Origin of the sequence: Pseudomonas sp. REST10, assembly GCF_029542605.1 — a bacterium.
GTDB lineage: Bacteria > Pseudomonadota > Gammaproteobacteria > Pseudomonadales > Pseudomonadaceae > Aquipseudomonas > Aquipseudomonas khazarica.
Genome location: NZ_CP035677.1, coordinates 2,010,656 through 2,033,457, shown reverse-complemented (window position 1 = coordinate 2,033,457; position 22,802 = coordinate 2,010,656). Strand labels below are relative to the sequence as shown.

The window sequence follows — 22,802 nt, the reverse complement described above, 5'->3', positions numbered from 1 at the left end:
TCACGGAATACGGAACACCTGCTGGCAAACCCGTCGTTCGAGTGACACCGCTGCGAACGAGCAGCCCGTCTTGTGGCCGTCAGATGAACAATGCCGGTCATACGACCGGCATTGCCTGCTCGCAGGTGGGTGGCCAGGACAGCAAGCTCCTGGCCAGCGCGCCTGGATCACGTCCTGGATAAGCCGGCGCGGTACTCGGTGGTGGTGATTCCGGCATAGCCCCAGTTATCGGTGTCGACTTCCTCGATCACGATGTGAGTGAGCTCGGGCTTCTTGTTCAGAACGCGCTCCAGGGTCTCGGTGATTTCCTTGATGACCTGGGCTTTCTGTTCGCGGGTAACCCCGTCGCGGGTGATGCGTACGCTGACGAAAGGCATGGTGATGCTCCTGTGGTTGGGGAAGGGATCTGCTGGCGGTGGCACGGCAGTGGCCGCGTCATCCGCCCGTTACCATTTGCCGCTGCTCATGCCGCCATCGACCGGCAGCACCACGCCCGTGGTGAAACTGGCGCCAGCCAGGTACAGCACGGCCTCGCCGATGTCCTCGACCTGCCCGATGCGTCCTGCCGGTTGCAGGCCCTTGAGGAATTCATGAGTCGCCGGATCGTGCATCGGTGTCTCGATGATGCCAGGTGCCACCGCGTTGACCTGGATATTGTGCGGCGACAGCTCCAGCGCCAGTGCGCGGGTGACCTGGTTGAGGCCGCCCTTGATCAGTACCGGCAGCGCGGCGGGCACGTCGATATTGGCCTGCAGCGCAATGGCCGCGGTGATGGTGATGATCTGCCCCTGACGACGCTCGATCATGTGCGCCGCAGCCGCCTGGGAGGCATAGACCACGCCCTTGAGGTTGGTCTCCAGCAGGCTGTCGATATCCTCCGGGCTGTAGTCGAGGAAAGGCTTGGGCAGGAAGAAACCGGCGTTGTTGACCAGCACATCGACCTGGCCGAACGCTTCGATGCCGGCATCGATCAGCTGGCGAGCGGTCTGCGGCCGGGCGATATCGCCTGCCACGCCAACGAAACCGGCGGGGTTGCCCAGTTGCGCCCTGGCCTGCTCCAGCCGCTCGGCGCTGCGCGCGTTGCCCACCACATTGAACCCCTGGGCGAGGAAGGCCTTGGCCAGGCCGAAGCCGATGCCGCTGGAGGCACCGGTGATCACTACCGTTCTGTTGTTGCTCATGTCGTTTCTCCCGCTGAGAAGGCGCCCTGGGCGCCGTTGGGAGAACTATATTTTTGCCATGAAAGCAGATAAATATGACTTCAATAACTTCAGTTGATACACGGTGTAATCAATCATGCCACGCCAATTCGACGATGTACTGCTTGGCAGCATCGAACTGTTCTGCCTCGCTGCCGAGCTGGGCAGTTTCACCGCGGCAGGGCTGGCCGCGGGCGTGACGCCGGCGGCGGTCAGTCGCTCGATCGGCCGGCTGGAGGAACGCCTGGGCTCCAGACTGTTCTTGCGCACGACCCGCAGCATTCGCCTGACCGAAGGTGGCCGTGGCTACTACGAGCAGTGCCGCCAGGCGTTGACCCAGCTGGTCGAGGCGGAGCGCGCGGTCAGCGGCCAGCAGCAGGAACCCTCGGGGACGCTGCGCATCAGCCTGCCCACCACCTATGGGCACCACCGCATCCTGCCGCTGATGCCGGAGTTTCGCCGCCGCTATCCCAAGGTGCAGGTCGACATCCACCTGGGCAATCGCAACATCGACTTCGTCGCTGAAGGTTACGACCTGGCCATCCGCGTGCGCGCGCAGCCGGATTCGAGCCTCATCGCGCGGCCGCTGGAAGACGCCCGCCTGGTGGTGGTGGCCACTCCCGACTACCTGGCACGCGAAGGCGTCCCACAGACGCTGGACGACCTCGAGCGGCACGACTGCATTCAGTTCGAGCTGCCCAGCAGCGGGCGGCGCATCACCTGGCTGTTCAACGATGACGGCGAGGAGCGGGAGGTCGTCAGCGCCGGGGGCTGCACCTGCTCGGACGATGTGCTGGGTGGCGTGACCCTGGCCAAGCACGGCGCCGGGTTGTTCCAGACCTACCGCTTCATCGTCGAACGCGAACTGGCCGAAGGCTCGCTGGTCGAGGTGCTGCAAGCGTTCGCCGGGCGCTCGCGGCCCTTCACCCTGCTCTATCCGAGCGGCAGGCACATGCCGTTGCGTCTGCGCGCCTTCATCGATTTCATCATGGACAAGCAGCGCCAGTGGAGCGCCTGAACCTTGCCCGCCTCAGACGGCGCCTGCCTCGGCGCCGAGCGCGGCATGGGCACGCAGTTCCTCGTCGATGAATGCGGCAATCATCGCGCGGTACACCTGCTCGACCACCTCGGCCGAGGCCCCGCGTTCACTGGCAAGTGCCCGCACCTTGGCGATGACCTGCTCGACGCGTGCCGGGGCACGCACATCGGCACTGTCCTTCTTGAACCGCGCCGCCTGCGCGACGAAACCACCGCGCCGGGCGATGAGCTCGACCATGGCGCGGTCGATCTCGTCGATACGCTGGCGCACGTCCTCGAGAGAGCTGCATTGCACGTCCATATGATGATGTCCTGTGGTGATTCACGTCGGGGCCATCACGTTAGTGAGCTGACGGCCAGACGTCCAGCGCAACGCCCTGCGACGCGACACCGGCAGCCGGCTTCAGTGGTACTCGATGCGGTTGCGCCCGCCGCGCTTCGCGCAGTACAGGGCGATGTCGCTACGTGAAAGGGCGGCCTCGACGTTGCTGTCGTTGGCGGTGAGCGATGAGATACCCACACTGACGGCCAGGAATATCTGCTCGCCGGCATGCAGGATCGGCGTCCTGGCCAGCTCGCTCTGGATGCGGGTGGCGAAATGCGTGGCCTGTTGCTGGTCGGTCTCGCTGAGCACCACGGCGAACTCTTCGCCGCCCAGGCGTCCGGCGGTATCGCTCTTGCGCAGCTGCGCGCCGAGGATGGTGGCGAAGTGGCGCAGTGCCTGGTCGCCGACGTTGTGCCCCCAGCGGTCGTTGATGGTCTTGAAGTAGTCCAGGTCGAACATCAGTATCGCCGCACTCTGGCCCGAACTGCGTTGCAGGCGCGCCAGCTCGATCTCGAGCTGACGCATGAAGTGACGGCGATTGGCGAGCTGGGTAAGGAAGTCGGTGGTGGCGAATGCCTGCAGCTCGGCCTCGATCTGCTTGCGCTCGGTCACATCGGTCATGAATCCGTGCCAGAGCACGCTGCCGTCGCCCTGGCGGCGCGGGCAGGCCTCGACCTCGCACCAGACCACCTCGCGCCCCGGTACCTGCACGCGGAATTCGTGGTGCCAGGGCGTCAGCTGTTCGGCGCAGCGCGTGAAGGTGTCCAGGAAGGCGTCCTGATCATCCGGATGGACGACCGTCGTCAGCGCCTGGGCATCCTGCATCAACTGCGTGGCGCTGAGGCCGCAGATCGCTTGCGCACCGGCACTGACGTAGGTGAAGGCAGGCTCGCCCTGCAGCGGGCGCAGGAACTGGAAGACCATGCCGGGTATCTCGTTGGTGAGGTCCGTCATCAGCTCGACGGTCTGCTGCACCTGATCGGACAACCGGCGTATGGCAGTGATGTCGGTGGTGGTGCCGATCATCCGCAGCGGCTGGCCATCGCTGTCACGCTCGACCACCTTGCCACGGCTGCACACCCACTTGTACTGACCATCCCGGCAGAGCAGCCGGTGCTCCACTTCATAGGCGTCGGTGCGGCGCTCGAGGTGCGCCTGGATGGTCGCACGCACGTAGTCGAGTTCGGACGGATGAACCCGCGTGTAGCTCTCTTCGATACGGTTGCCGATTTCATGGTCGGCATAGCCCAGCAATGCCTTCCAGCTGCTGGAGTAGTGAATCTCGCCGCTGCTGACATTGCGGTCCCAGATGCCGGTGCCGCTGCCGGCGATGGCCAGCGCCATGCGCCGTTCGCTCTCGCGCAGGGCCGCCAGCTCATGCCGTTGCCTGGTGTCCTTCGCCTCCCGCTCCAGCAGGTCGAGCGCCAGCCAGGCGAACTCCTGCAGGGCCTGTTCCTGGCTGGCGTCCAGCAGCCGATGGCTCTCATCGAGCAGATAGAGGCAGCCGAACTGCCCGCCCTGACACGCCAGCAACGGCCAGACCACCAGGATGCGCAGGTGCTGGATCTCAGCGAGTGGACCGGCCTCGCGGGCATCCGCGATCTGCCGTCGTTGCGTATCGCTCAGCCCGGCACTGGCCCAGATACGGCGCGTGCGCCCCTCGCCCGCGACCAGCACGCAGGCCGGTACAGCGAAGTGGGCACAGATCAGGCGGACCATTCCGTCGAACCGCTCGTCATTGGCGCTGGCAGTTGTATTGATCGACCCCAGGGGCTGCATAGGACGTCTGCTTCGCTTGGACCGCACAAGACATTGATAGTGATACGCCATTAGTGCGCTGGCGTCTAATCGTTCGTCACGCGCCGGCCTGGGGAGCATTCCCGCGCCAGGCACTCACCGAGTGGCCATGGACGCGGAGCGGTCCCCTGCCCCGAGCAGGAAAGCGCTCTATCTCGGCTATTGCACCAATGCCGGGAGACTCATGGATGGTCGAATGCAAATAATTTGTTATGGTATAACATCTACATTTGCGCACTTCAGCGAACGCACCGAACGGCCCATCCGTGATCGGCCATGCGCACCTCCCTCCCAGAAACGCAGTACTAGGATCCCCGATGAAAACCACCTCGGCCTCCCTCGCCGTTCTGTCGGCGCTGGCATCGACCGACCTCCACGCCGCTCGCCCCAACGACGCCAGCGTCTCCCTCGGCGCCGTCTACGTGACCCCCGAGAAACGGAATGCTCTCGGCACCGAACGCATCCTCACCTCGGTGGACGTGATGGGCAGCGAGCGCATCGAACAACAGAACGTGAGCAACAGCTGGGAACTGCTCGGCCAGATGCCCGGCATCCAGCTGACCGAAACGCGCATGGGCGCCGAGTCTGGCAAGGCAACCTTGCGCGCCTTCAATGGCGAGGGCTACATCAACGGCATCAAGGTGCTGATCGACGGTATCCCGAGCAACGTCAACAGCGGCAATCAGCGCTTCATCGACATGCTGTTCCCGCTCGACATCGACTACATCGAAGTGGTGCGCGGCACCAACGATCCGCGCTACGGCCTGCACAACATCGGTGGCAACATCAATTTCGCCACGCGCCAGGGCGGCAACTACACCGACGGCCGCGTCACCTACGGCAGCTTCGATACCCGAGAGGTGCAACTGGCGCTGGGCCGTGAGGAAGGCAACTTCGCACAGAACTACATCCTCGCCAAACAGGACAGCGAAGGCTTCCGTGACCACAGCCGCTCCAACAAGTACTCGCTGGGAGGCAAGTGGTTCCTCAGCGACGACGCACAGGCCTTCAGGCTCGGCCTGGTCGCCCGCCTCTATCACCACCAGGCCGAAGAGCCGGGCTTTCTCACCGCCAGCCAACTGGCCGCCAGCCGCACGCAGTCACCGGAGAAGAACGGCAACGACGACAGCGACCGCGACATGAAGCACCTGAGCCTGCATGCCGACATCCGCCTCGCTGACGCACTCGAGCTGAGCAACAAGCTCTACTACAACAGCTACGACGATGACCGCCGGGTAACCTTCAGCGACTACCAACCCGGCAACGCCCCGCGCCAGCGCCGCCTCTGGAACGAGCGCCAGACAGGCGTGCTGAGCAACCTGACCTGGCGCGCCAATGACCTGCTGACGCTCGACGGCGGCATCAACCACGAGCAGCAGAACAACGAGTACCAGCGCTATCGATTCAACCATGGCGTGCCCACGAACTTCGATGCCACGCCAGCACGCGTACAGAATGACGAGCGCTACACGCTGTACAACAGCGGTGCCTACGTGCAGGCGATCATCCAGGCCAGCGAAAAACTGCAGATCATCCCTGCCTACCGGGTGGACCGGTTCTCCGGCAACAGCGAGATGCCCGGCGGGGTGAAGGCCGAGCTGCAGGACTACGGCTGGATTCGCCAGCCCAAGCTGAGCGTCGTCTACAGCCTGAGCGAGGACATCAACCTGTACGCCAACTGGGGGCGCACCTTCCAGATCCTCACGGGCTCGACCAACCCCGCCTACCTGACCGCCGGACAACCGCGCTACAGCCCGTCGATCAACACCGGCAAGGAAATCGGCATCAAGTTCAAGCCATTCGCGGACAGCGAAGCGCGCATCGCCGTGTGGCAGCAGGACGCCACCGACGAAGTGGCCAACATGCCGGCAACCGGCACCAACGTCGGCCTCGGGGAAACCCGCCGGCGTGGCGTCGACCTGCAGATCAATGCCTCCCTGACGGATCGCTGGAGCGTCTGGGCATCCCATTCCTATCAGGAAGCCAAGGTGATCAGCGCGTACTCCGGCGGTGAATCGCTGGCCGGCAAGGAGGTGTTCTCCACGCCGCGCTACATCAGCAACCTGGGCACCGACTACCAGTTCGACCACGCCTGGCGCATCGGCCTGCAAGCCCGCGCGCAGGGTGACTACTACATCGACGAACACAACGCCCAGGGCAAGTACGGCGGCTTCGCGGTGCTTGATGCCAGCATCCACTACCAGCTCGACGACAGCACCAGCCTCGACCTGCAACTGAAGAACCTGACGGACCGCGAATACGAGTACGTGTGGTTCGACAACTTCTTCTGGGGCGGTGACGACCAGGCGATGTTCTCCCCGGCACCAGGTCGCTCGGCGTACCTGTCGATGAACATCAAGCTGTAGCGCCGCGTGCCGGAATCGCCGATCCGCAGGGTCGGCTTGCCGGCGCCTGCGATACGTGCCACCTCGCACCGCCGCCCGCTGACGGCGTGGGCGATCAGAGATACTTCAGCCAGCGCATGTCCCGCCGCCGCGCCTTGAGCCGGGCGAACCAGCGCGTCGGGGCGAACAGCAGCAGCGCGAGCGCCAGCGTCATGAGCCAGATCCAGTGCACCGCAGCAAAGCCGAAGTAATGCCCCTGGTTGCTCCCCCAGATCGCCAGGGCCGCGATGTAGAGCAGCTTCAACACGTACAGGTGCAGCAGGTAGAAGAACATCGGCGCACTGCCGAACACGGCCAGCGTGCCCACCATGCGCCCGTCGTTGCGCCGCTCGAAGGCCGCCAGCAGCAACAGGCCAAGCCCCAGCGTCAACGCCAGGAACAGCAGTGACGGCGGGTACTTGGTGAGGTTGAACAGCCCCATCAGGGTCTGCATGCCCGTCGCCTCGACCGCCCAGGGTTTCTCGCCGTAGCCATTGAGCAGACGCAGCACCACGAACAGCGCCAGCGCGGCGCAGCCGGCGACGCGCAGGTAGCGGCTCCGCTGCTGCGGCGTGCAGGTGCCGCGAAACCACGGACCGATTGCATACCCCAGGGCGATCACCCCGATCCACGGCAGCAGCGGATAGGACGTGCGCAGGCGCACGGAGTCGCCCAGCTGGATCCAGCCACGCTCATGCAGCACCGCCCAGGGAATGTGCAGCGCCGACTGCGGGTCGACATGCAGCCCATCGAGCAGGTTGTGCCCAGCCACCAGCAGCAGCCCCAGGCCCGCCAGCCAGGCCCTGGGCAGCCACAACAGCAGCGCCAGCGCCAGCATGCTCAGGCCGATGGCCCAGATGACCTGCAGGTAGATGACCGTGGGCGGAAACTGGAAGGTCCAGGCGAAGTTGACCAGGGTGAACTCCAGCACCAGCAGAAAGAGCCCGCGCTTGAACAGGAAGGCACTGGTCGCCGCCCGGCTCATCTGCTTCTCGCCGTAGAGAAACGCCGAAAGCCCGGTCAGCAGGATGAACACCGGCGCACACAGATGCGCCAGGGTGCGGCTGAAGAACAGCGCCGGATCGGTGCTGCTCACGTCCATCGGGTCTGCGACCTGCTGATGCAGGTAAAAGGTTTCGCGAACGTGATCGAGCAGCATGAGGAGGATGACCAGGCCGCGCAGGGCGTCGATCGAGTGCAGACGTGAGGAGGACATGGACGGCTTCGGCAGGGGCTGAATGAAACGTAATACTGTAACTTTTCAGCCGCTCCCGGTGCCAGCGAAACCGTCAGGCCTGCTCGATCAACGCAGCAGTGCCGGTACCTTGCGCTGCAACAGCTCGATCAGCTCTGGCTGCATGTAGGCATAGTCGTCGGGGATATCCAGGCAGATCACCCGCTTGCCCGCCAGCGCCTGCCGGTACTGGCGCGTCAGCTTGCTGCGGTGGTTCTTCTCCATCACCAGGATCACCGTCGCCCAGTCGAGCTGCTCCGCCGAGACACGTACCTCGGCGTCGGGAGCCAGCCCGGCCGAGTCGGTCTCGACGTCCGGCCAGTCAGCGAATACCCGTTCGGCCGTGGGGCTGCGCAGACGATTGCGGCTGCAGATGAACAAGGCACGGATCACTCGCCGGACACCTGCTCGTAGAGTTCGACCGGTTCCACCTTGCCCTGGCTGCCGCAGGCGGCGTGGCCCAGACCGAGGTGACGAAAGCCGGCCTTGAACAGCACGCGCCCGGACTGCGGATTGCGCGCCAGGTGGCTGGCATGCAGACGGCGCAGGCGCAGGTGGCGAAAGGCGAAGTCCACCAGCGCATTGCACGCTTCGCTGGCATAGCCGCGACTCCAGTACGGCACGCCGATCCAGTAGCCTACCTCGGCCTCGCCACGGCTGATGTCCTTCAGCGCCATGCAGCCGACCAGCTTGCCGCTGTCGGCCTCGGTGATGATGAAGTTGGCCGCAGCTCCGCTGGCCCACTCCTCTGCGCAGCGCTCGATCCAGCGTGGCGCCAGCTCGGGCGGATAGGGATGAGGAATGCTGCGGGTGACGTCGGCGATACGAAAGTCGCCGGCCAGGCGCTGCACCTCGCTGGCATCCTCGGGTTGTGGCGTGCGCAGCAGCAGGCGCTGGGTTTCGATTCGCGGCTCATCCATTCTGCCACCTCGTCAGGACTGTTCAGGCCGGCACGGGGCCGATGGGGTAGAACTGCCCATCACTCCACACGCCCAGCCAGGGTTCTCCGTCGACCTCGCGCTCGACCGCCAGTTCCACCAGCTGGTAGAACACGTTGCGGTGAATCAGCGCCTCAAGGTTACGCCGTACCAGAATGTAGGGCGAGGGTTCGAGTGTCGCAGGATCGATCTCCACGCGAATGGGGTGCTCGGCGCCGCCAACCACCTCGTCCTCGACGTTGGTGGTGAAGCGCAGGCGCTGCGACTCGCCCTCCCCCTCGACCTGCAGGGTGACGGCCACGAAGGGGGCATCCTCGACCTGGATGCCGACCTTCTCCACCGGCGTGATCAGGAAATAATCGTCGCCATCGCGGCGAATGATGGTGGAGAACAGCCGCACCATCGGCTTGCGGCCGATTGGCGTGCCCAGGTAGTACCAGGTGCCGTCGCGGGCGATGCGCATGTCGATATCGCCGCAGAAATCCGGGTTCCACAGGTGCACCGGCGGCAGACCCTTGCCTTCGCCCTTGGGAATCTGCGCCAGCAGGTCGCCCGCCTTGCCTGGATCGCTCATGCTCTCTCCTCGTCCGTTTCCGCGAACGATCAAGGATACACCCTGGGGCCGGCTTTGACCTCGAAGGCCTGCGGCTGACTGGCAGGGCGCGCCCGGCGCCCTGTACAACGGATCAGCGGCCGAGACCGATCAGGCTGCGCGCATAGTCGTGCAGCGGCGGGCCGATCAGATCCTGGGGCTGGGCGTCATAGAACGTCAGGAAACCGCCACGACTGCGGATGCGCGCGGTGTCCACCAGGTAGCGGGTGTTGGTCTCGATCAGCATCAGCTGGATCGACGCGCGGTCGGTGCCGAGGCGATCCAGCGCCTCCTGATCCGCCCATTCATCCTCGTTGCCGATGCGGTCGTCACTGTAGGCGAAACGGCTGTAGAGCAGGTAATGGGCGCCTGCCGAACGGGCCTCGGCCATGGCCTCTTCCAGGCCCAGCGGCTGTTTGGCGCGACGCACCAGCGGGAAGTATTCGACGAAGCCCTTGAAGGCCTCCTCCGCCACCACGTTGGGACGCGGATAGCCATGCCCCGGCGGCACGAAATGGCCCTGGGCGATGTAGATGAAGGAGTCCTGCTGCAGGCGCCGCGACGCCATGCGCTCGGTGCGGCCGTGGTCGAGAACGCCGGCATCGCGCATGTGATACTCGGCGCCATCGGCCAGGTCACTCACCTTCATGCAGCCAGCCAGGCCCAGCAGCGCCACCAGTAGAAACAGGTTACGCATGAATCGATCCTCCTCATGCCGGTGACGGAAAACCGGCGGATAAGGCATAGATGCAGATTCTGCGCCAGCCTGCTCAAAGCCCCCGCTGCCACTCCTGGCGCAAGTTCGCCTGCTGCGGTTGCTCGATGGCGCTGCGCACCTGGGCCAGCAGGCGCGCCTTGTCACGGCCGAGGTTGCCCTTGAGCACCAGGTAGTTGGAGGCATGATCGCTGCGAAACACCGTTTGCTGCAGCTCGAGCCCGGCGAGCAGACGCTCGACCTCACCGAACAGCTGCAACTGGCTAAGCGGCCGGTAATCGGCGAACTGCTCACGAAAGCGCGCCTCGCCCATGGGAAAGCTGACCACCAGGGTGGACAGGTATTCGGGCTGCGCCTCGTTCATCAGCCGCGCCGAATTGTCCGCGTGCTGATCGCTGAGCGCCTGGCCGCCGAGCCCGTTGAGAATCATCACCGAGCGGGTGATGCCGGCCTGGCCGAGCTTGTCCAGCGCGCTGAGGCTGGAGTCGAAGGTTTCCCCCTTGTTGACCCGCGCCAGCACCTCGTCATCGCCGGACTCGCAGCCGACATAGGCCATCTTCAGACCGGCATCGGCCAGCTCCTTGAGTTCCTCGACCGATTTCTTGCGCAGGTTGCGCGGCAGGCAGTAGCTGGAAACCCGGCGCACCTCGGGCATGTGCTCGCGGATGGCCTGCAGAATGGCCAGCAGGCGCCTGGTCGGCAGCACCAGGGCGTCGCCATCGGCGAGGAACACCCGGTTGACGATCAACTGCTCGCCTGCGCGACGGATCTCCTCCAGCACCTGTGCCTCGTCCCGGGCGCGGAATTTCTTCTGCGGGGCGGTGTACATCCCGTCCGTAGTTACCCCAAATCACCCCAAAAGCTCGATTACATACATATATATTATTGATTTATAAGATGACTTTTAAGGACAAACTCTAGGATGATCACCGAGCCTAAATCCTAAACTTTCTCGCCATTTTTTGGCCTCAAGTGACGCCACAGTGAATCGTCCTCAATTTAATAGCCACAATTGAGCGTCTGCGTTTGGCCGGAGAAGACGCTGGTAACAGGCGGCTGTCGGCCAAAAGCGGACGAGCTAGTGTGTACCCACTGAGCGCACTTGCCGTCCGCTGAATTCAGCCCATGGCCTCAATCCCCACGAAACAGGTACCATCACTCCGAGTACTTTTATAGTGGCGAAATGCTTTCGTAGGGAAACAGCTAGATTCCTCTACATGCACTTGACCTACAGTCGAGCGGCCGACAATCCGCCAGCTAGTTTTTATTGAGTAGGCTCGCTGAGAGCGTTGCAGCGAGCACGTACCGAAACTAATCAAGAAGGCTCAGCTTGGCTAATGGCTGACCCTAAGCGCCAGGGAGGCTCAGATGAGCGATGATGTAGTTGAGAACGGTAGCAGTGACCTGCCCAGCGTTGAGATAGCTACCCCAACCTCCGAGAACTTGATTGTCGAAGACACGTCGCCAATCGAGCCAATCGAACCGGCGCCAGTCAATACGGTGAAGATTCAAACCACCGTCGTCGCCAAGCTCAACCTCGCCGACTACCAGAATGCTGTTCCGCTAATCCGTGAACTACGCGTCATCAACGAGACCACAACGAAGTACAGCGATCTAGAGCTTACGCTGTCCTCCGATCCAGCAGTTTTCAAGCCGAAAACCTGGCATATCTCTGAGCTCGGGGCGACGGTTTTTCGGCAAATTCCAGGACTCGACCTGGCCGTCGACGGTGGCATGCTCGCCAAACTGACCGAGGCCGAGCACTCGACACTCAACTTCGTCCTGACCTGCAGAGCCGACTCTCCTGAAGAGCCCCGCACAGTCATTGCTCAGGCTGAACTCCCGCTGGAGGTATTGCCACGGAATCAGTGGGGGGGACTGGCCCACCTTCCAGAATTAACAGCCGCGTTCGTGCAGCCCAACGATCTGGCCGTGGAGGCCCAGCTTAAGAAGGCGGCCGAACTGTTGCGCAAGAACGGCAAGAATGCCGCTCTTGATGGTTATACCAGCGGCCCAGAGCATGCCTGGGAAATCGTTTCCGCAGTCTGGAGTACGGTGGTGTCCATGGGGCTGGACTATGCGCTGCCACCGGCTAGTTTCGAGAGAGACGGGCAGAAAGTGCGAAGCCCTAGCCACCTGAATGAGCATGGTCTTGCGACCTGCTTCGACACCACCATGCTGTTTTGTGCCCTACTTGAGCAAGCAGGCCTTAATCCTCTGATCATCTTTACGCATGGCCACGCGTTTGCCGGCGTATGGCTGAAGAACGAAGAGTTCACGACAACCGTCGTCGACGATATCGCCGCGCTGCGTAAGCGCATGAAGCTCAACGAACTCGTGCTGTTCGAAACCACCCTCGTAACCCAGCGTCCGTCGGTGGGGTTGCGTTACGCCATCGAGCGTGGCGCAGATCACCTTGCAGAAGGTAAAGAGGCTACGTTCGAAATGGCGCTCGACATTCGTCGAGCACGCTTGCAGCGAATCAAGCCAATGGCCAGCGGCGATGCGCAGGTTCATGGCAGTGGTGCCGCTCAAGAAGAAACCACTCCAGTGGTTGCGCCCGAGATCGAAGCGCCCATGGCCTTACCGAGCGACGTCGCAGATACCATGGATGTCGCCGGCCTCGACCCTCGGGATCGTCTCGGTCGCTGGCAGCGCAAGCTGCTCGACCTGTCTCTACGAAACAACCTGCTCAATTTCAAAGCCGGAAAAAAAGCGCTGAAGCTGGAGGCGCCTAACCCAAGTGCGCTCGAAGATCTGTTAGCCACCGGCAAGCAAATCAAACTGATGACACGACCGGATCTGATGGATGGCGCTGATCCGCGCGACAAGGAGCTTTACGAAGCCCGTGAGCATGAAAACGTTCGGAGGCAACACGCCCTGGATGCACTTAAGCGCAATGAGGTATTCATCGCCCTGTCGCAAGCAGAACTCGACAGCCGCTTGATCGAGCTGTACCGGGGAGCCAGGACCAACCTTCAGGAAGGGGGCGCCAATACCCTGTTCCTCGCTCTTGGATTCCTTTCATGGACACGGGAGGATCGGGGCAACCAACGCTATCGGGCACCGCTGATCCTGATTCCGGTGACGCTGGAGCGAAAAAGTGCGCGCTCGGGCTTTACGATCATCCTGCATGACGACGAACCACGCTTTAACCCGACCCTGATCGAAATGCTGCGCCAGGACTATGATCTGAACCTTGGCGTTGCCGAGGGCGAGTTGCCGCGAGACGAATCGGGCCTGGACATCGATGCGATCTGGCGCAATGTCGCGCATGCAGTCAAGGACATCAAAGGCTGGGAAGTGAGCGAGGACGTTGTTCTCTCAATGTTTTCCTTCGCCAAATATCTGATGTGGAAGGATCTCACCGAGCGCACCGATGCTCTGCGGGACAACCCAGTGGTGCGTCATCTGCTGGATACGCCCCGCGACGCGTATGCCTCAGCCACCAATACCCCCTTCCCTGCCAGCAACAGGCTCGACGCCGAGTACAGTCCGAAGCAGGTTTTCTGCCCCCTGCCCTATGACTCTTCTCAGCTGTCGGCGGTGCTGGCTGCGTCACAGCAGAAGGACTTCGTCCTGATTGGGCCGCCGGGAACCGGCAAAAGCCAAACCATCGTGAACATGATCGCCCAGTTCATCGCCGAAGATAAGCGCGTGCTTTTCGTCTCGGAGAAGATCGCAGCGCTCAATGTGGTGTACCGCCGCCTACGCGAAGTGGGGCTGGGCGAGTTCTGTCTGGAGGTCCACTCCAATAAGGCGAGCAAGACGGATGTGCTGTCGCAACTCAATGCCGCTTGGCAGGCTCGCGGCAACGCGGACGTTGAGACCTGGAAAGTCGAGGCCGAACGCCTTGAGTCGCTGCGCACGGGCCTCAACATCTATGTCGATCGATTGCACCATCGCTACCCAAATGGGCTGAGCATCTACGACGCAATCGGCGCCACCATCGCCGGCCAAGACCTGCCCGTCGTTTCGCTGTCATGGCCCTCACCGCTGATGCACGACCGAGAGGCGTTGCATCGCCTGCTGGAAATCACTGATCGCCTGGAAGTAAATGCGCAATCGATTGGGTACCACAAGCTGACCGAACACCCCCTTGGCGCTATTAGCCAGCACGATTGGTCACCAACCTGGCAGCAGCAGGTAATCCTAGCCGCGCGCGACGTTATCCCAGCAATCAATTCGACTGCGATGGACGCAGCAAACTTCATTGGGGCGGCTAACCTTCCCAACGCAGAGCTCACTCTTACCGTGCGCGACGGCCTCTCCGCTCTCGCCACCACCCTGCCCCAGGCAGCCGGACAGGATTGGCGATTCGCCCTTAGGCCAGATGCCCGCCTCATTGCACAGCGCCTACAACAAGGTTGTGAGCTGGTTAACTTGCATCGCGAGATCAACGGCAAGCTTCCAGCGCCCTGGTCGCAAACCACGATTACTGCGTGCCAAGATGGCTTGGAGCTTCTTGAACAGTACACCCGGCTGACGCAGTCGTTGCCGGAGCCACTCTCCGTTCCGACCATGGTCGTGCTGTCACAGGCACTCAAGCTTTTTGACGAAATCGCAGCACTGCTTCAGTGCCTATCGGTTACCTACGGCCCCGGCATTGAAGATCTGGATGTCGCCGCGTTACTTGACGAATGGAACCAGGCCGACCAATCGTTCTGGCCTAAGTCCTGGCTGGGTAAGCGGCGGATCAAGCAGCAACTGAGCCAGGTCATCGACGGTAACTCCGAAGTCAACATCCCTGTCGACCTCCAGAACCTGGCCTCAATCCGGACTGTGCGTCAGCAGATAGAAGGCCTGCGGCTAGGTTCCGAAACCGCCGAGTTCTGGCGGGGAGCGAGCTCAGATCCGACTGTAATCCACCAGGTGAAAACGCTTCAAGTCGCCATTCAAGCAGCCAAGGAGAACCGTGGCTGGGAGGATGTAGGCTTTGAACTGATCAGTCAGGGTGTGGCCGGCCCTGCGCTGAAGGGCACACTTGACGCGATACGTGAACAACGCGCGCTTGAGCGGAAAATTACTGCCCACGGCGAGTCTCTGAAGTTAGCCGACGTAGACCTATGGCAGGGTCTCAACACGAGTAAAACCAATCTCGCTGCCGCGATTGCGTTCCAGAAAGAACGTCGTGCGATAGTCGAGGAAGGGTGCCTGGAACAGGACCATGACCTGATCGCCACCGGCAAGTGTGGGCCGGCACTGCAGGCAGAGCACAACTTGCTCAAACAGCGGGCAAACAGCGAACGGAGTCTGAAGGAATACGCAGAGCTACGTGACCTCGCCGCCGGCATCTGGACCGGTTTACACACCAAGACAGACGTGGCTTTGGCCGCAGTGAATTTCCAAGGGTACATCGCAACCGCCGTTTCCCAGCTGGCACGTACCCCCGATGAAATCACCGCCCTGAAGTCGGCGTTGACGCAGCTACTGGGTGATGGCAACGCCCTCCTCGAATCGCAAGGGCTGGTTAACCAATATGGTCGGCAGTACCTGGATTCCTCGGCAAAGCTCAATAGCAGCCTGGAGCGACTGGCCTCGGTTGGGCACTTCAGCAACGAAGGCACTGAACATATTGGCGGCCTTTCCCTAGACACGCTACGTCAGCAGTGTGAAGGTATCGTCCAGGCCGAACACAGCCTGCATGCTTGGAGCGCATGGTGCAAAGTCCGCGACGAAGCATCCGGGCTGGGGCTCCGACCACTCATACAAGCCCTTGAAGATGGACTCCTTGCTCAAGGCACGATCAAGAAAGTGTTCCAAGCCAACTATGCTCGCTGGTGGTTGAATGCGACGGTCGACCAAGAGCCGACTATTCGCAACTTCGTCAGCGTTGAGCATGAACAACGCATCCGAGATTTCCGCGCGCTCGACGAGCACCTTACTGCCCTCACCCGAGACTTGCTGCGAGCTCGTCTGTGTTCAGGGCTGCCGACTCCCGACAGCGTCACTCAAGCCTCGGAATGGGGCGTACTGCGCCACGAAATTTCAAAGAAAACTCGGCACAAGCCGCTTCGTGAACTGATGTCGACGATTCCATCAGCCCTGGCAAAACTCACGCCGTGCATGCTGATGAGCCCACTATCCATTGCACAATACCTTTCGACGACATCGACTGTGTTCGACGTGGTCATTTTCGACGAGTCCTCACAAATTCCGGTGTGGGATGCCATCGGCGCCATCGCACGGGGGCGCCAAGTGATCATGGTTGGGGACCCGAAGCAGATGCCACCAACCTCTTTCTTCGATCGCGCTGAAACGACGAATGAAGACGATGATATCGAACCGGATCTGGAGAGCATCCTGGACGAGTGCCTGAGTGCAAACCTGCCAACGCTCGATCTAAATTGGCACTATCGCAGCCGGCACGAAAGCCTGATCACTTTCTCCAACCATCGGTACTACAAAGGCAACCTGGTCACCTTCCCGGCACCGGTCACATCAGATCGAGCGGTAAGCCTGAATATCGTTCAAGGGGTCTATGACAGGGGCGGCTCACGCACCAACTTGGGCGAAGCAAAAGCCCTAGTGGCACATCTCGTGGCACGCCTGCGCACCCGCGAGGCAAAGGAGAACAAGCTGACCTTCGGCGTCGTTACCTTCAACGGCGAGCAGCAGCGCCTCATTGAAGACCTGTTTGATGCCGAGCGGCGCAAGGACCCCTCACTCGAGAGCCACTTCGCCGATACGCAGTTGGAACCGGTCTTCGTCAAGAACCTGGAGAGCGTGCAGGGCGACGAGCGGGACATCATCTACTTCTCCATCACCTATGGCCGAGATGCCGCAGGCCATATGACGATGAGTTTCGGGCCGATGAACCGTCCAGGCGGCGAACGCCGCTTGAACGTTGCGGTTACCCGCGCTCGCCATGAGCTACTCGTATTCTCCACCATGAGCCCGGACCTCATCGATCTGGCCCGCACCCAGTCCATCGGCGTGCGAGACATGAAGCACTTCCTCGAATTCGCCGAGCGGGGTCCGCGGGCAATCATCGAGGCGACTGCAGACAGCCTGGGGAGCTTCGACAGCCCCTTCGAGGAACAGGTCGCCAAGGCGTTGGGCCGCAAGGGCTGGCATGTTGCGACGCAGATTGGCGTCTCTGCGTTCCGGATTGACCTCGCCGTGGTTCACCCGGACGCTCCGGGCCGCTACCTCGCGGGCGTTGAATGTGACGGTGCCACCTATCATCGCAGCGCCACGGCTCGAGACCGCGACAAGCTCCGCGAACAGGTGCTACGTGGCCTCGGCTGGGAGATATTGCGTGTCTGGTCGACCGACTGGTGGATCAACCCCATCGGAACCGCCGACAAACTCCATGAGCGCCTGGAAGCTCTACTGACTGAAAGCCGTGCCCGCCACGCCAGTGGGCAAGCCGATTTGGCACACCGCGCTGACGTGATGGAAGAGGAAGTAGAGGTCGCCAGCGAAGACGAACCACCGATGGAGGAGGTTGCCCTGCCTGTAGGCAGCATGGCCGACGCCCCTCCGGTCAGCAAGCCATATGCGAGGGCATTTACCCCCACGTCTGGAGCCATACGTGAACAGCAGTCGGCGGTGTACCGTAAGGTCGATCCGCTCGCCGCCGTTGCGTCCGTAGACCCGGAGGCATTCTTCGATGAGCATTACAACGACGTTCTGGCCACCATGATCGCTCACGTCGTGGTCCATGAGGGCCCCGTGCTTGACGTTATCCTGGCTCACCGGATTGCACGGGCGCATGGTTGGGTACGCACAGGCAATCGCATTCGGGAACGCGTCAGCCGGCTAGCGGAGCAGTCACACCGCAAAACGGTAGAAGATGTCGGCGACTTCTATTGGCCATCCCATCTCGAAGATGACAGCGCAGTGCCGTTCCGAAAGGCCGCAGATAGTGACAGCCTACGCGCCGTGGATGAGATCAGTCAGAAAGAGCTTGAGGCTCTGGCACGAGAATCCCTGGCGCGCGGGGAACTGGTCGATAATCTGCTCTATACCATGGCACGTGCTATAGGGTTGCAGAAAGTCTCTGCGAAGAACAAGCAGCGACTTGAACAGGTCATTGCGAACGTGAACCAGGCTGCCGCTCTGTAGGGATAGAGGCGGCGCAGGCCACTCCGCCTACTCACTTGCTGGTTGGTGCCCCAGGTCTCCGACTGACTGCTCCTGGCCGATTGCTGCCCGCCCTAGCGGGCAGCAATCGGCCAGGAGCAGTCAGTGAGCATCTACGAAATCGGAGGCGATTCACTTTGTTAGTGATGTAACAGCGTTATTTTGTTAAGGACATGCTCTTGTGTAACATTATTTTTATGCATCACAGCCATGCAGTCACTTCTAAAAAACCAATGAACTAAAACACGATATAAAGCTTGATGCATCATCCATTTATATAATCCAGTGGAGTTAGTCCGGTTTGCTGTCGAAAAAAATGGATGAACGCGCTATCCGATGAGAATGCTAGTTTATAAGCAACATCGTTCACTTGGCAGCGTAAAGAGAGTAGCTCTATAGCTGCCAATAAACGCCATTGCTGGCGCCAAACTTGATAAGCCATCCCGGTTTCGCGCCTAAAAATACGACTGATGGTTTTACTGCTGGCACCAATGTTCTGCGCTAATTGATATAAGTTAGGGGGCAGCGTTCCATCGGGACTCCAGCCCTCGGCTAGACTTTTCAAACGCGGATGAAATGGCAGCGTTAATTGCAGCACCTCCGGCTCTGCCTGTAACATCTCTTCGACAAAGAGGGCCAGGATATTGTGGGTCTTTACCTCGGCCAAATCCCAAGGCCACCAAGCCATGCGCTCGATCAAAGCACGCAGGATTTCGTTGACCGCGACAATTTTCACTTCATGTCCGATTAATTGCGACACTCTTGGGCTGAAATAAATCGAACGGTAGGCCACCACATTGGTCATCACGACTTGGTGTTCGACCCCAGCCGGGATCCAAGCCGCCCTTATCGGCGGCAACACGCATCGCTGTCCATCTAGCACTATTCGCATGCATCCTTTAGGTGCATACAACAGCTGCCCTTTACCGTGGTTGTGCATACCAGAGTCGTGATTCACAACCTCCACCGCGATCCCCACCACGTCTGCGAGGATCAGATCCGGATCAAATGGCACTTGTTGATTAATCCGCATAGTTGTCCGATTTTCGATATATTTTGTTTTAATTACGCTATCTGATTTCTTCAGTATTAAATAACATTGCGCCCTATTTCAACAGGTGCGAGTAATTGCCGTGCGATCTTTACTGTTTTTAATCTTGGCGTTGATGATGTTTCCCCAAGTGGTCGAGACCATTTACAGTCCGGCGCTGCCTTCAATAGCCGCATTTTTTGGCGTGTCGGTATCCACCGCTGGCCTGACTCTTTCTTGCTACTTTGTGGCCTTTGCCTTTGGAGTGGTGTTTTGGGGCGTGATGGCCGATAAGCTTGGCCGTCGCCCGGCCATGATGCTAGGGCTGGTGTGCTATGCCCTCGGTTCCGCCATCGCTGTCTATGCGCCAAATTTTGAATGGTTGCTGCTTGCCAGGGCGCTGTGCGCCTTTGGTGTCGCAACGGGCTCGGTGGTTAGCCAGACGATTCTACGTGATCGCTGGCAGGGCCCACAGCTGGCCGAATTTTTTTCGTACATGGGGATGGGCATCGCCCTTAGTCCAGCGATCGGGATGCTTGCCGGAGGACAACTGGTAAGCTTTGGAGGTCATCAGGCGGTGTTCAGCGTGTTACTGTTGATCGCGCTTCTGCTGCTTGCCGTTACCGCCAGAGCGCTTCCGGAAACCCGCCGGGAACAGGTGTCAGTAGACCTGTCAGCATTGGGGCAACAGATGATGAAAGACAAGGCCTTATGGCGCGATGCCATACTTGTTGCTTGTTTCAACGTGCTGCTATTTGGCTATTACCTACAAGGCCCGTTTTTGTTTGCCAGGTTTGGCCTGAGTGAGCAGACGTTTGGCTACAGTGGCATCGCACTAGCTATCGGAACAGTCTTTGGCAGCTATACCAACAAAATCCTGCTTAAAAGTGGGCAAAGTCCGGATCAGCTCATCGCCAACGCCAGTCAATTGGCTGTGATCAGTGCCGCTGGAGTGTATGCCCTGCAATCCAGCCTGCTATTTTTGCTTCCGATGATGGGGGTAGTAGCAGCATTTGCTATAGCGATACCCAATCTTCTGAGTCGTGCACTAAAGACCTACCAGAGCCAGCTGGGTGGAGCCGGTGCCCTCTTTGGCCTAGGGTACTACCTGTTCATCGGCGCAGGACTTGGAATAAGTGGTTGGCTGGAAAACCTGGGAGTGAGTTCTTTATTGTGCGCAACAATAGCGCTGCTCGTTACGAGCAAGGATAGAGCCACATTAGCCAGGTGAATAAATTCAAGCCAGCCAAAGCAAACAAACCATCGGGGGAGTAGTTAGTTTTAATGATACATCCACTGGTTGGGGTAATTTTAATCTTAACTATATGACTATAAGCAGGTGCTAGAAGTGGCGTAATATTTTACGCCGCTTCCGTCGCATAACGCCCTCATCCATGCGTAACCTCTCAAGCCCACTGAGCCGGACGCTAGAAGCGCAACATTGGAAAAAGAGAAAAATCGCCCCCTGTCTCAGGTTAGGAAATGGTCAGCGGTATGTCTATGCCGTTCTCGGGGGAGACGCCTCCGAGCTTGACTGTCTGCTCCTGGCCGGAGGAGGACATTGCAGATAAGTGGCAACTGCGCGCCCCACAATTTTCTAGAGTGCGCGAATGGGGGCGTAGAACTGAGTGGCACCTAGCAGGTACAGCGAGTTGGGGTCGACACCATGATAACGGCTCGCGCTGTTTGATCGAGGCGATTATCTCATTCGGGACAAACATAGCCCCGGCCCCTTGATGCTCGCCTGAATTCGCCAGGTCGATCCGGTTCAGCTATACCGTCGCTTGAGCTGGCACTTGGCCGCTCATCACAGGGAGCATCGAAATCATGAGAGCGATAGCGTTCATTGGGATTGCGTTGTTAGCTGTAGCCGTAAGCGGTTGCCAGTCGTGGTCAGTAATTTCCGCAAAAAAGCTTGAGCCTGGTACAAGTAAAACTGCGTGGACAGTTGCGGTTCCCATCACCAAAGCTTCGACACAAAAAAATACTGGGGAGCTCTCGCAGTGGGAGCAGTTGTTCGGGACAAGCTCAGCAGCAACGTCCTACCAGAATTACTGCTTCAAGACGGCCGGGACAAAGGGCTTGGGAAGCTTTGGCGCCGCCATTGCCGTAGCTATGGGGGGCGTTGCGTGGGACCTCGCTGTTGATGCAGCAAACTCGAAAATCGAGAAGATTCAGGAGCAGTCCGTTCAGTCCTGGAGCGCGACATGGACACCAACACCATCTGATTTGAAGACGACGGAATGTCTCGCCCTTGTTCGATACACCGATGCCAAGACACCTGATCCGCAGATGGCGGTCCTGCTGATGATTCAACCTGCTGCCACCGGCAAGAGTGGCGTCGAAGCAGTTCAGTTCGCACCGCTGATGGTTCGCTCTAAATCCAGCGTGGCATTGACCAAGGACGAAGGGGACGGGAGCGGCAAGATTGGCCTCTCTATCGCGCCTGCCATTTCCTCATTTCACGACGGGGAGTTAAAGGACGCGACTCCCGATGCGATCAGCATTGGTGACGTAACCGTAACCAGTCTAGGGAAGAATGCTGACGGGTATCTCAAGAAGGTCGGAACCGCGACGCACAACGGTGACCTCAGCACCCTGGCTTACACGAAGCCATCCGTATACAGCACTTCAGGGGCACTTCATCTGAAGTTCGCTGTGGTAGAGACTGGGACGCTGGCCGGCAAGGATACGAAGGCCAAAGCAGAGCTGAAGGCTGTGACCGACGCACTGGGCCCAATCGCCAAGGACGCATTGAAGAAACGTATCCTAGGTGACGACGCCAAGTGAGACCTGGTGGGATGCCCGACGCCGGGCATCCCACCCTACCGCCAGTATTCCTCGACCATCCAAAGCGGCTGGCCGGCCATGAAAAGCTTGATCGCTTGGATGTGCGCTAGGTAGTCCTGCAGCTCGAAGTTCGTCCAGGCGGTGCATGCCTTCTGCGCTGCAGCGAAAGCCATCGCGGCATCAGTTGTCTTCTGGGTGCGGAACTCAGCGTGAAGGCCAGCGAACAGCTCCCGGTCGAGCGGCGGATGTAGCTTGGCTACCTTCGGGTGGGTTTCCTGGCCACCGCACACCAGCTTGGTCTTCAGGTAGATGTTGACCAGCTTCTGAGCCCTGCCGTAATTGATCCCGAGAATCTGGTGCTGCGCAGCGTAGTCGACGATCAACCGCATCCGCTCCAGCAGCCACGCATCCACATCCTCACCGAGATCATCCGGGCCACGCACACTCTCCAGGCCGGCAACGCCAATCAGGCGCTGAGCCAATGCCAGGTCGCCCCCTTTCAATTTTCGATTCCATGCGCGAGAGGCAGTCCAGACCGCATAGCGGTGCTTGTGCTGATGAATGTCGTACATGGGTGGCTTCCATTCCGAGAGATGGGGATGCTATCAGAGCTTTCGGCAATGACTACCAATTCCAGGACTGCGACGCGAAAACTTGCGCGGGCAGGCAATG

Annotated in this window: 17 protein-coding genes; 5 read left to right on the top strand and 12 right to left on the bottom strand. The window is 60.4% G+C overall.

From position 1 onward, the window contains the following. Positions 1-167 precede the first annotated feature (167 nt). The gene (locus EWH21_RS09580; protein WP_037048481.1) at positions 168-377 is read right to left on the bottom strand and encodes a 4-oxalocrotonate tautomerase family protein; all 210 of its coding nucleotides are present in this window, start codon (positions 375-377) and stop codon (positions 168-170) included. Positions 378-446: 69 nt separating this feature from the next. After that, on the bottom strand, positions 447-1,181 hold the full coding sequence (locus tag EWH21_RS09575) for an SDR family NAD(P)-dependent oxidoreductase (RefSeq protein WP_277700376.1): 735 nt from the start codon (positions 1,179-1,181) through the stop codon (positions 447-449). A 115-nt stretch (positions 1,182-1,296) separates the two neighbouring features. Here EWH21_RS09575 and EWH21_RS09570 point away from each other — a divergent pair, with 115 nt between their 5' ends. Then, complete coding sequence (locus tag EWH21_RS09570) at positions 1,297-2,217, top strand: LysR family transcriptional regulator (RefSeq protein WP_179553864.1); 921 nt, start codon at positions 1,297-1,299, stop codon at positions 2,215-2,217. 12 nt (positions 2,218-2,229) lie between these two features. Here EWH21_RS09570 and EWH21_RS09565 read toward each other — a convergent pair whose 3' ends face one another. Further along, complete coding sequence (locus tag EWH21_RS09565; protein WP_179553863.1) at positions 2,230-2,538, bottom strand: chorismate mutase; 309 nt, start codon at positions 2,536-2,538, stop codon at positions 2,230-2,232. Between the two features lie 102 nt (positions 2,539-2,640). Continuing rightward, complete coding sequence (locus tag EWH21_RS09560) at positions 2,641-4,341, bottom strand: sensor domain-containing diguanylate cyclase (protein ID WP_277700375.1); 1,701 nt, start codon at positions 4,339-4,341, stop codon at positions 2,641-2,643. 335 nt (positions 4,342-4,676) lie between these two features. Between EWH21_RS09560 and EWH21_RS09555 the strand changes: the two genes are divergently transcribed. Then, entirely contained in the window at positions 4,677-6,725 is a 2,049-nt protein-coding gene (locus EWH21_RS09555; protein ID WP_277700374.1) for a TonB-dependent receptor, read from the top strand. Between the two features lie 94 nt (positions 6,726-6,819). Here EWH21_RS09555 and EWH21_RS09550 read toward each other — a convergent pair whose 3' ends face one another. The 6 genes from EWH21_RS09550 to EWH21_RS09525 all read right to left on the bottom strand — a co-directional run bounded on the left by EWH21_RS09550 (position 6,820) and on the right by EWH21_RS09525 (position 11,051). After that, positions 6,820-7,959 carry a heparan-alpha-glucosaminide N-acetyltransferase domain-containing protein gene (locus EWH21_RS09550; protein ID WP_277700373.1) on the bottom strand — a complete coding sequence of 380 codons (1,140 nt, stop codon included), beginning with the start codon at positions 7,957-7,959 and terminating at the stop codon, positions 6,820-6,822. Positions 7,960-8,046: 87 nt separating this feature from the next. Continuing rightward, positions 8,047-8,370: a low molecular weight protein tyrosine phosphatase family protein gene (locus EWH21_RS09545; protein WP_047591240.1), complete on the bottom strand. Its 324-nt coding sequence runs from the start codon at positions 8,368-8,370 to the stop codon at positions 8,047-8,049. Further along, on the bottom strand, positions 8,367-8,897 hold the full coding sequence (locus tag EWH21_RS09540; protein ID WP_277700372.1) for a GNAT family N-acetyltransferase: 531 nt from the start codon (positions 8,895-8,897) through the stop codon (positions 8,367-8,369). Before EWH21_RS09540 ends, EWH21_RS09545 begins: the two co-directional genes overlap by 4 nt. 22 nt (positions 8,898-8,919) lie before the next feature. Then, a complete protein-coding gene (locus EWH21_RS09535) occupies positions 8,920-9,489 on the bottom strand; it encodes a DUF1285 domain-containing protein (protein WP_134676217.1) in 570 nt (189 codons plus the stop codon). A gap of 112 nt (positions 9,490-9,601) precedes the next feature. Then, positions 9,602-10,204 carry a DUF4823 domain-containing protein gene (locus EWH21_RS09530; protein WP_277700371.1) on the bottom strand — a complete coding sequence of 201 codons (603 nt, stop codon included), beginning with the start codon at positions 10,202-10,204 and terminating at the stop codon, positions 9,602-9,604. A gap of 73 nt (positions 10,205-10,277) precedes the next feature. Further along, the gene (locus EWH21_RS09525) at positions 10,278-11,051 is read right to left on the bottom strand and encodes a radical SAM protein (protein ID WP_277700370.1); all 774 of its coding nucleotides are present in this window, start codon (positions 11,049-11,051) and stop codon (positions 10,278-10,280) included. Positions 11,052-11,590: 539 nt separating this feature from the next. On the opposite strand from EWH21_RS09525, the gene EWH21_RS09520 reads away from it, so the two are divergent. Continuing rightward, on the top strand, positions 11,591-18,292 hold the full coding sequence (locus EWH21_RS09520) for a DUF3320 domain-containing protein (protein ID WP_277700369.1): 6,702 nt from the start codon (positions 11,591-11,593) through the stop codon (positions 18,290-18,292). A gap of 283 nt (positions 18,293-18,575) precedes the next feature. On the opposite strand, the gene EWH21_RS09515 is transcribed toward EWH21_RS09520, so the two are convergent. Beyond that, positions 18,576-19,343: a helix-turn-helix transcriptional regulator gene (locus EWH21_RS09515; RefSeq protein WP_277700368.1), complete on the bottom strand. Its 768-nt coding sequence runs from the start codon at positions 19,341-19,343 to the stop codon at positions 18,576-18,578. Positions 19,344-19,443: 100 nt separating this feature from the next. Here EWH21_RS09515 and EWH21_RS09510 point away from each other — a divergent pair, with 100 nt between their 5' ends. Next, the gene (locus EWH21_RS09510; RefSeq protein ID WP_347177587.1) at positions 19,444-20,571 is read left to right on the top strand and encodes a Bcr/CflA family efflux MFS transporter; all 1,128 of its coding nucleotides are present in this window, start codon (positions 19,444-19,446) and stop codon (positions 20,569-20,571) included. Between the two features lie 596 nt (positions 20,572-21,167). After that, positions 21,168-22,130, top strand: coding sequence for a hypothetical protein (locus EWH21_RS09505; RefSeq protein ID WP_277700367.1), 963 nt, complete (start codon positions 21,168-21,170; stop codon positions 22,128-22,130). 35 nt (positions 22,131-22,165) lie between these two features. Here EWH21_RS09505 and EWH21_RS09500 read toward each other — a convergent pair whose 3' ends face one another. Continuing rightward, a complete protein-coding gene (locus tag EWH21_RS09500) occupies positions 22,166-22,702 on the bottom strand; it encodes a hypothetical protein (protein ID WP_277700366.1) in 537 nt (178 codons plus the stop codon). Positions 22,703-22,802 lie beyond the last annotated feature (100 nt).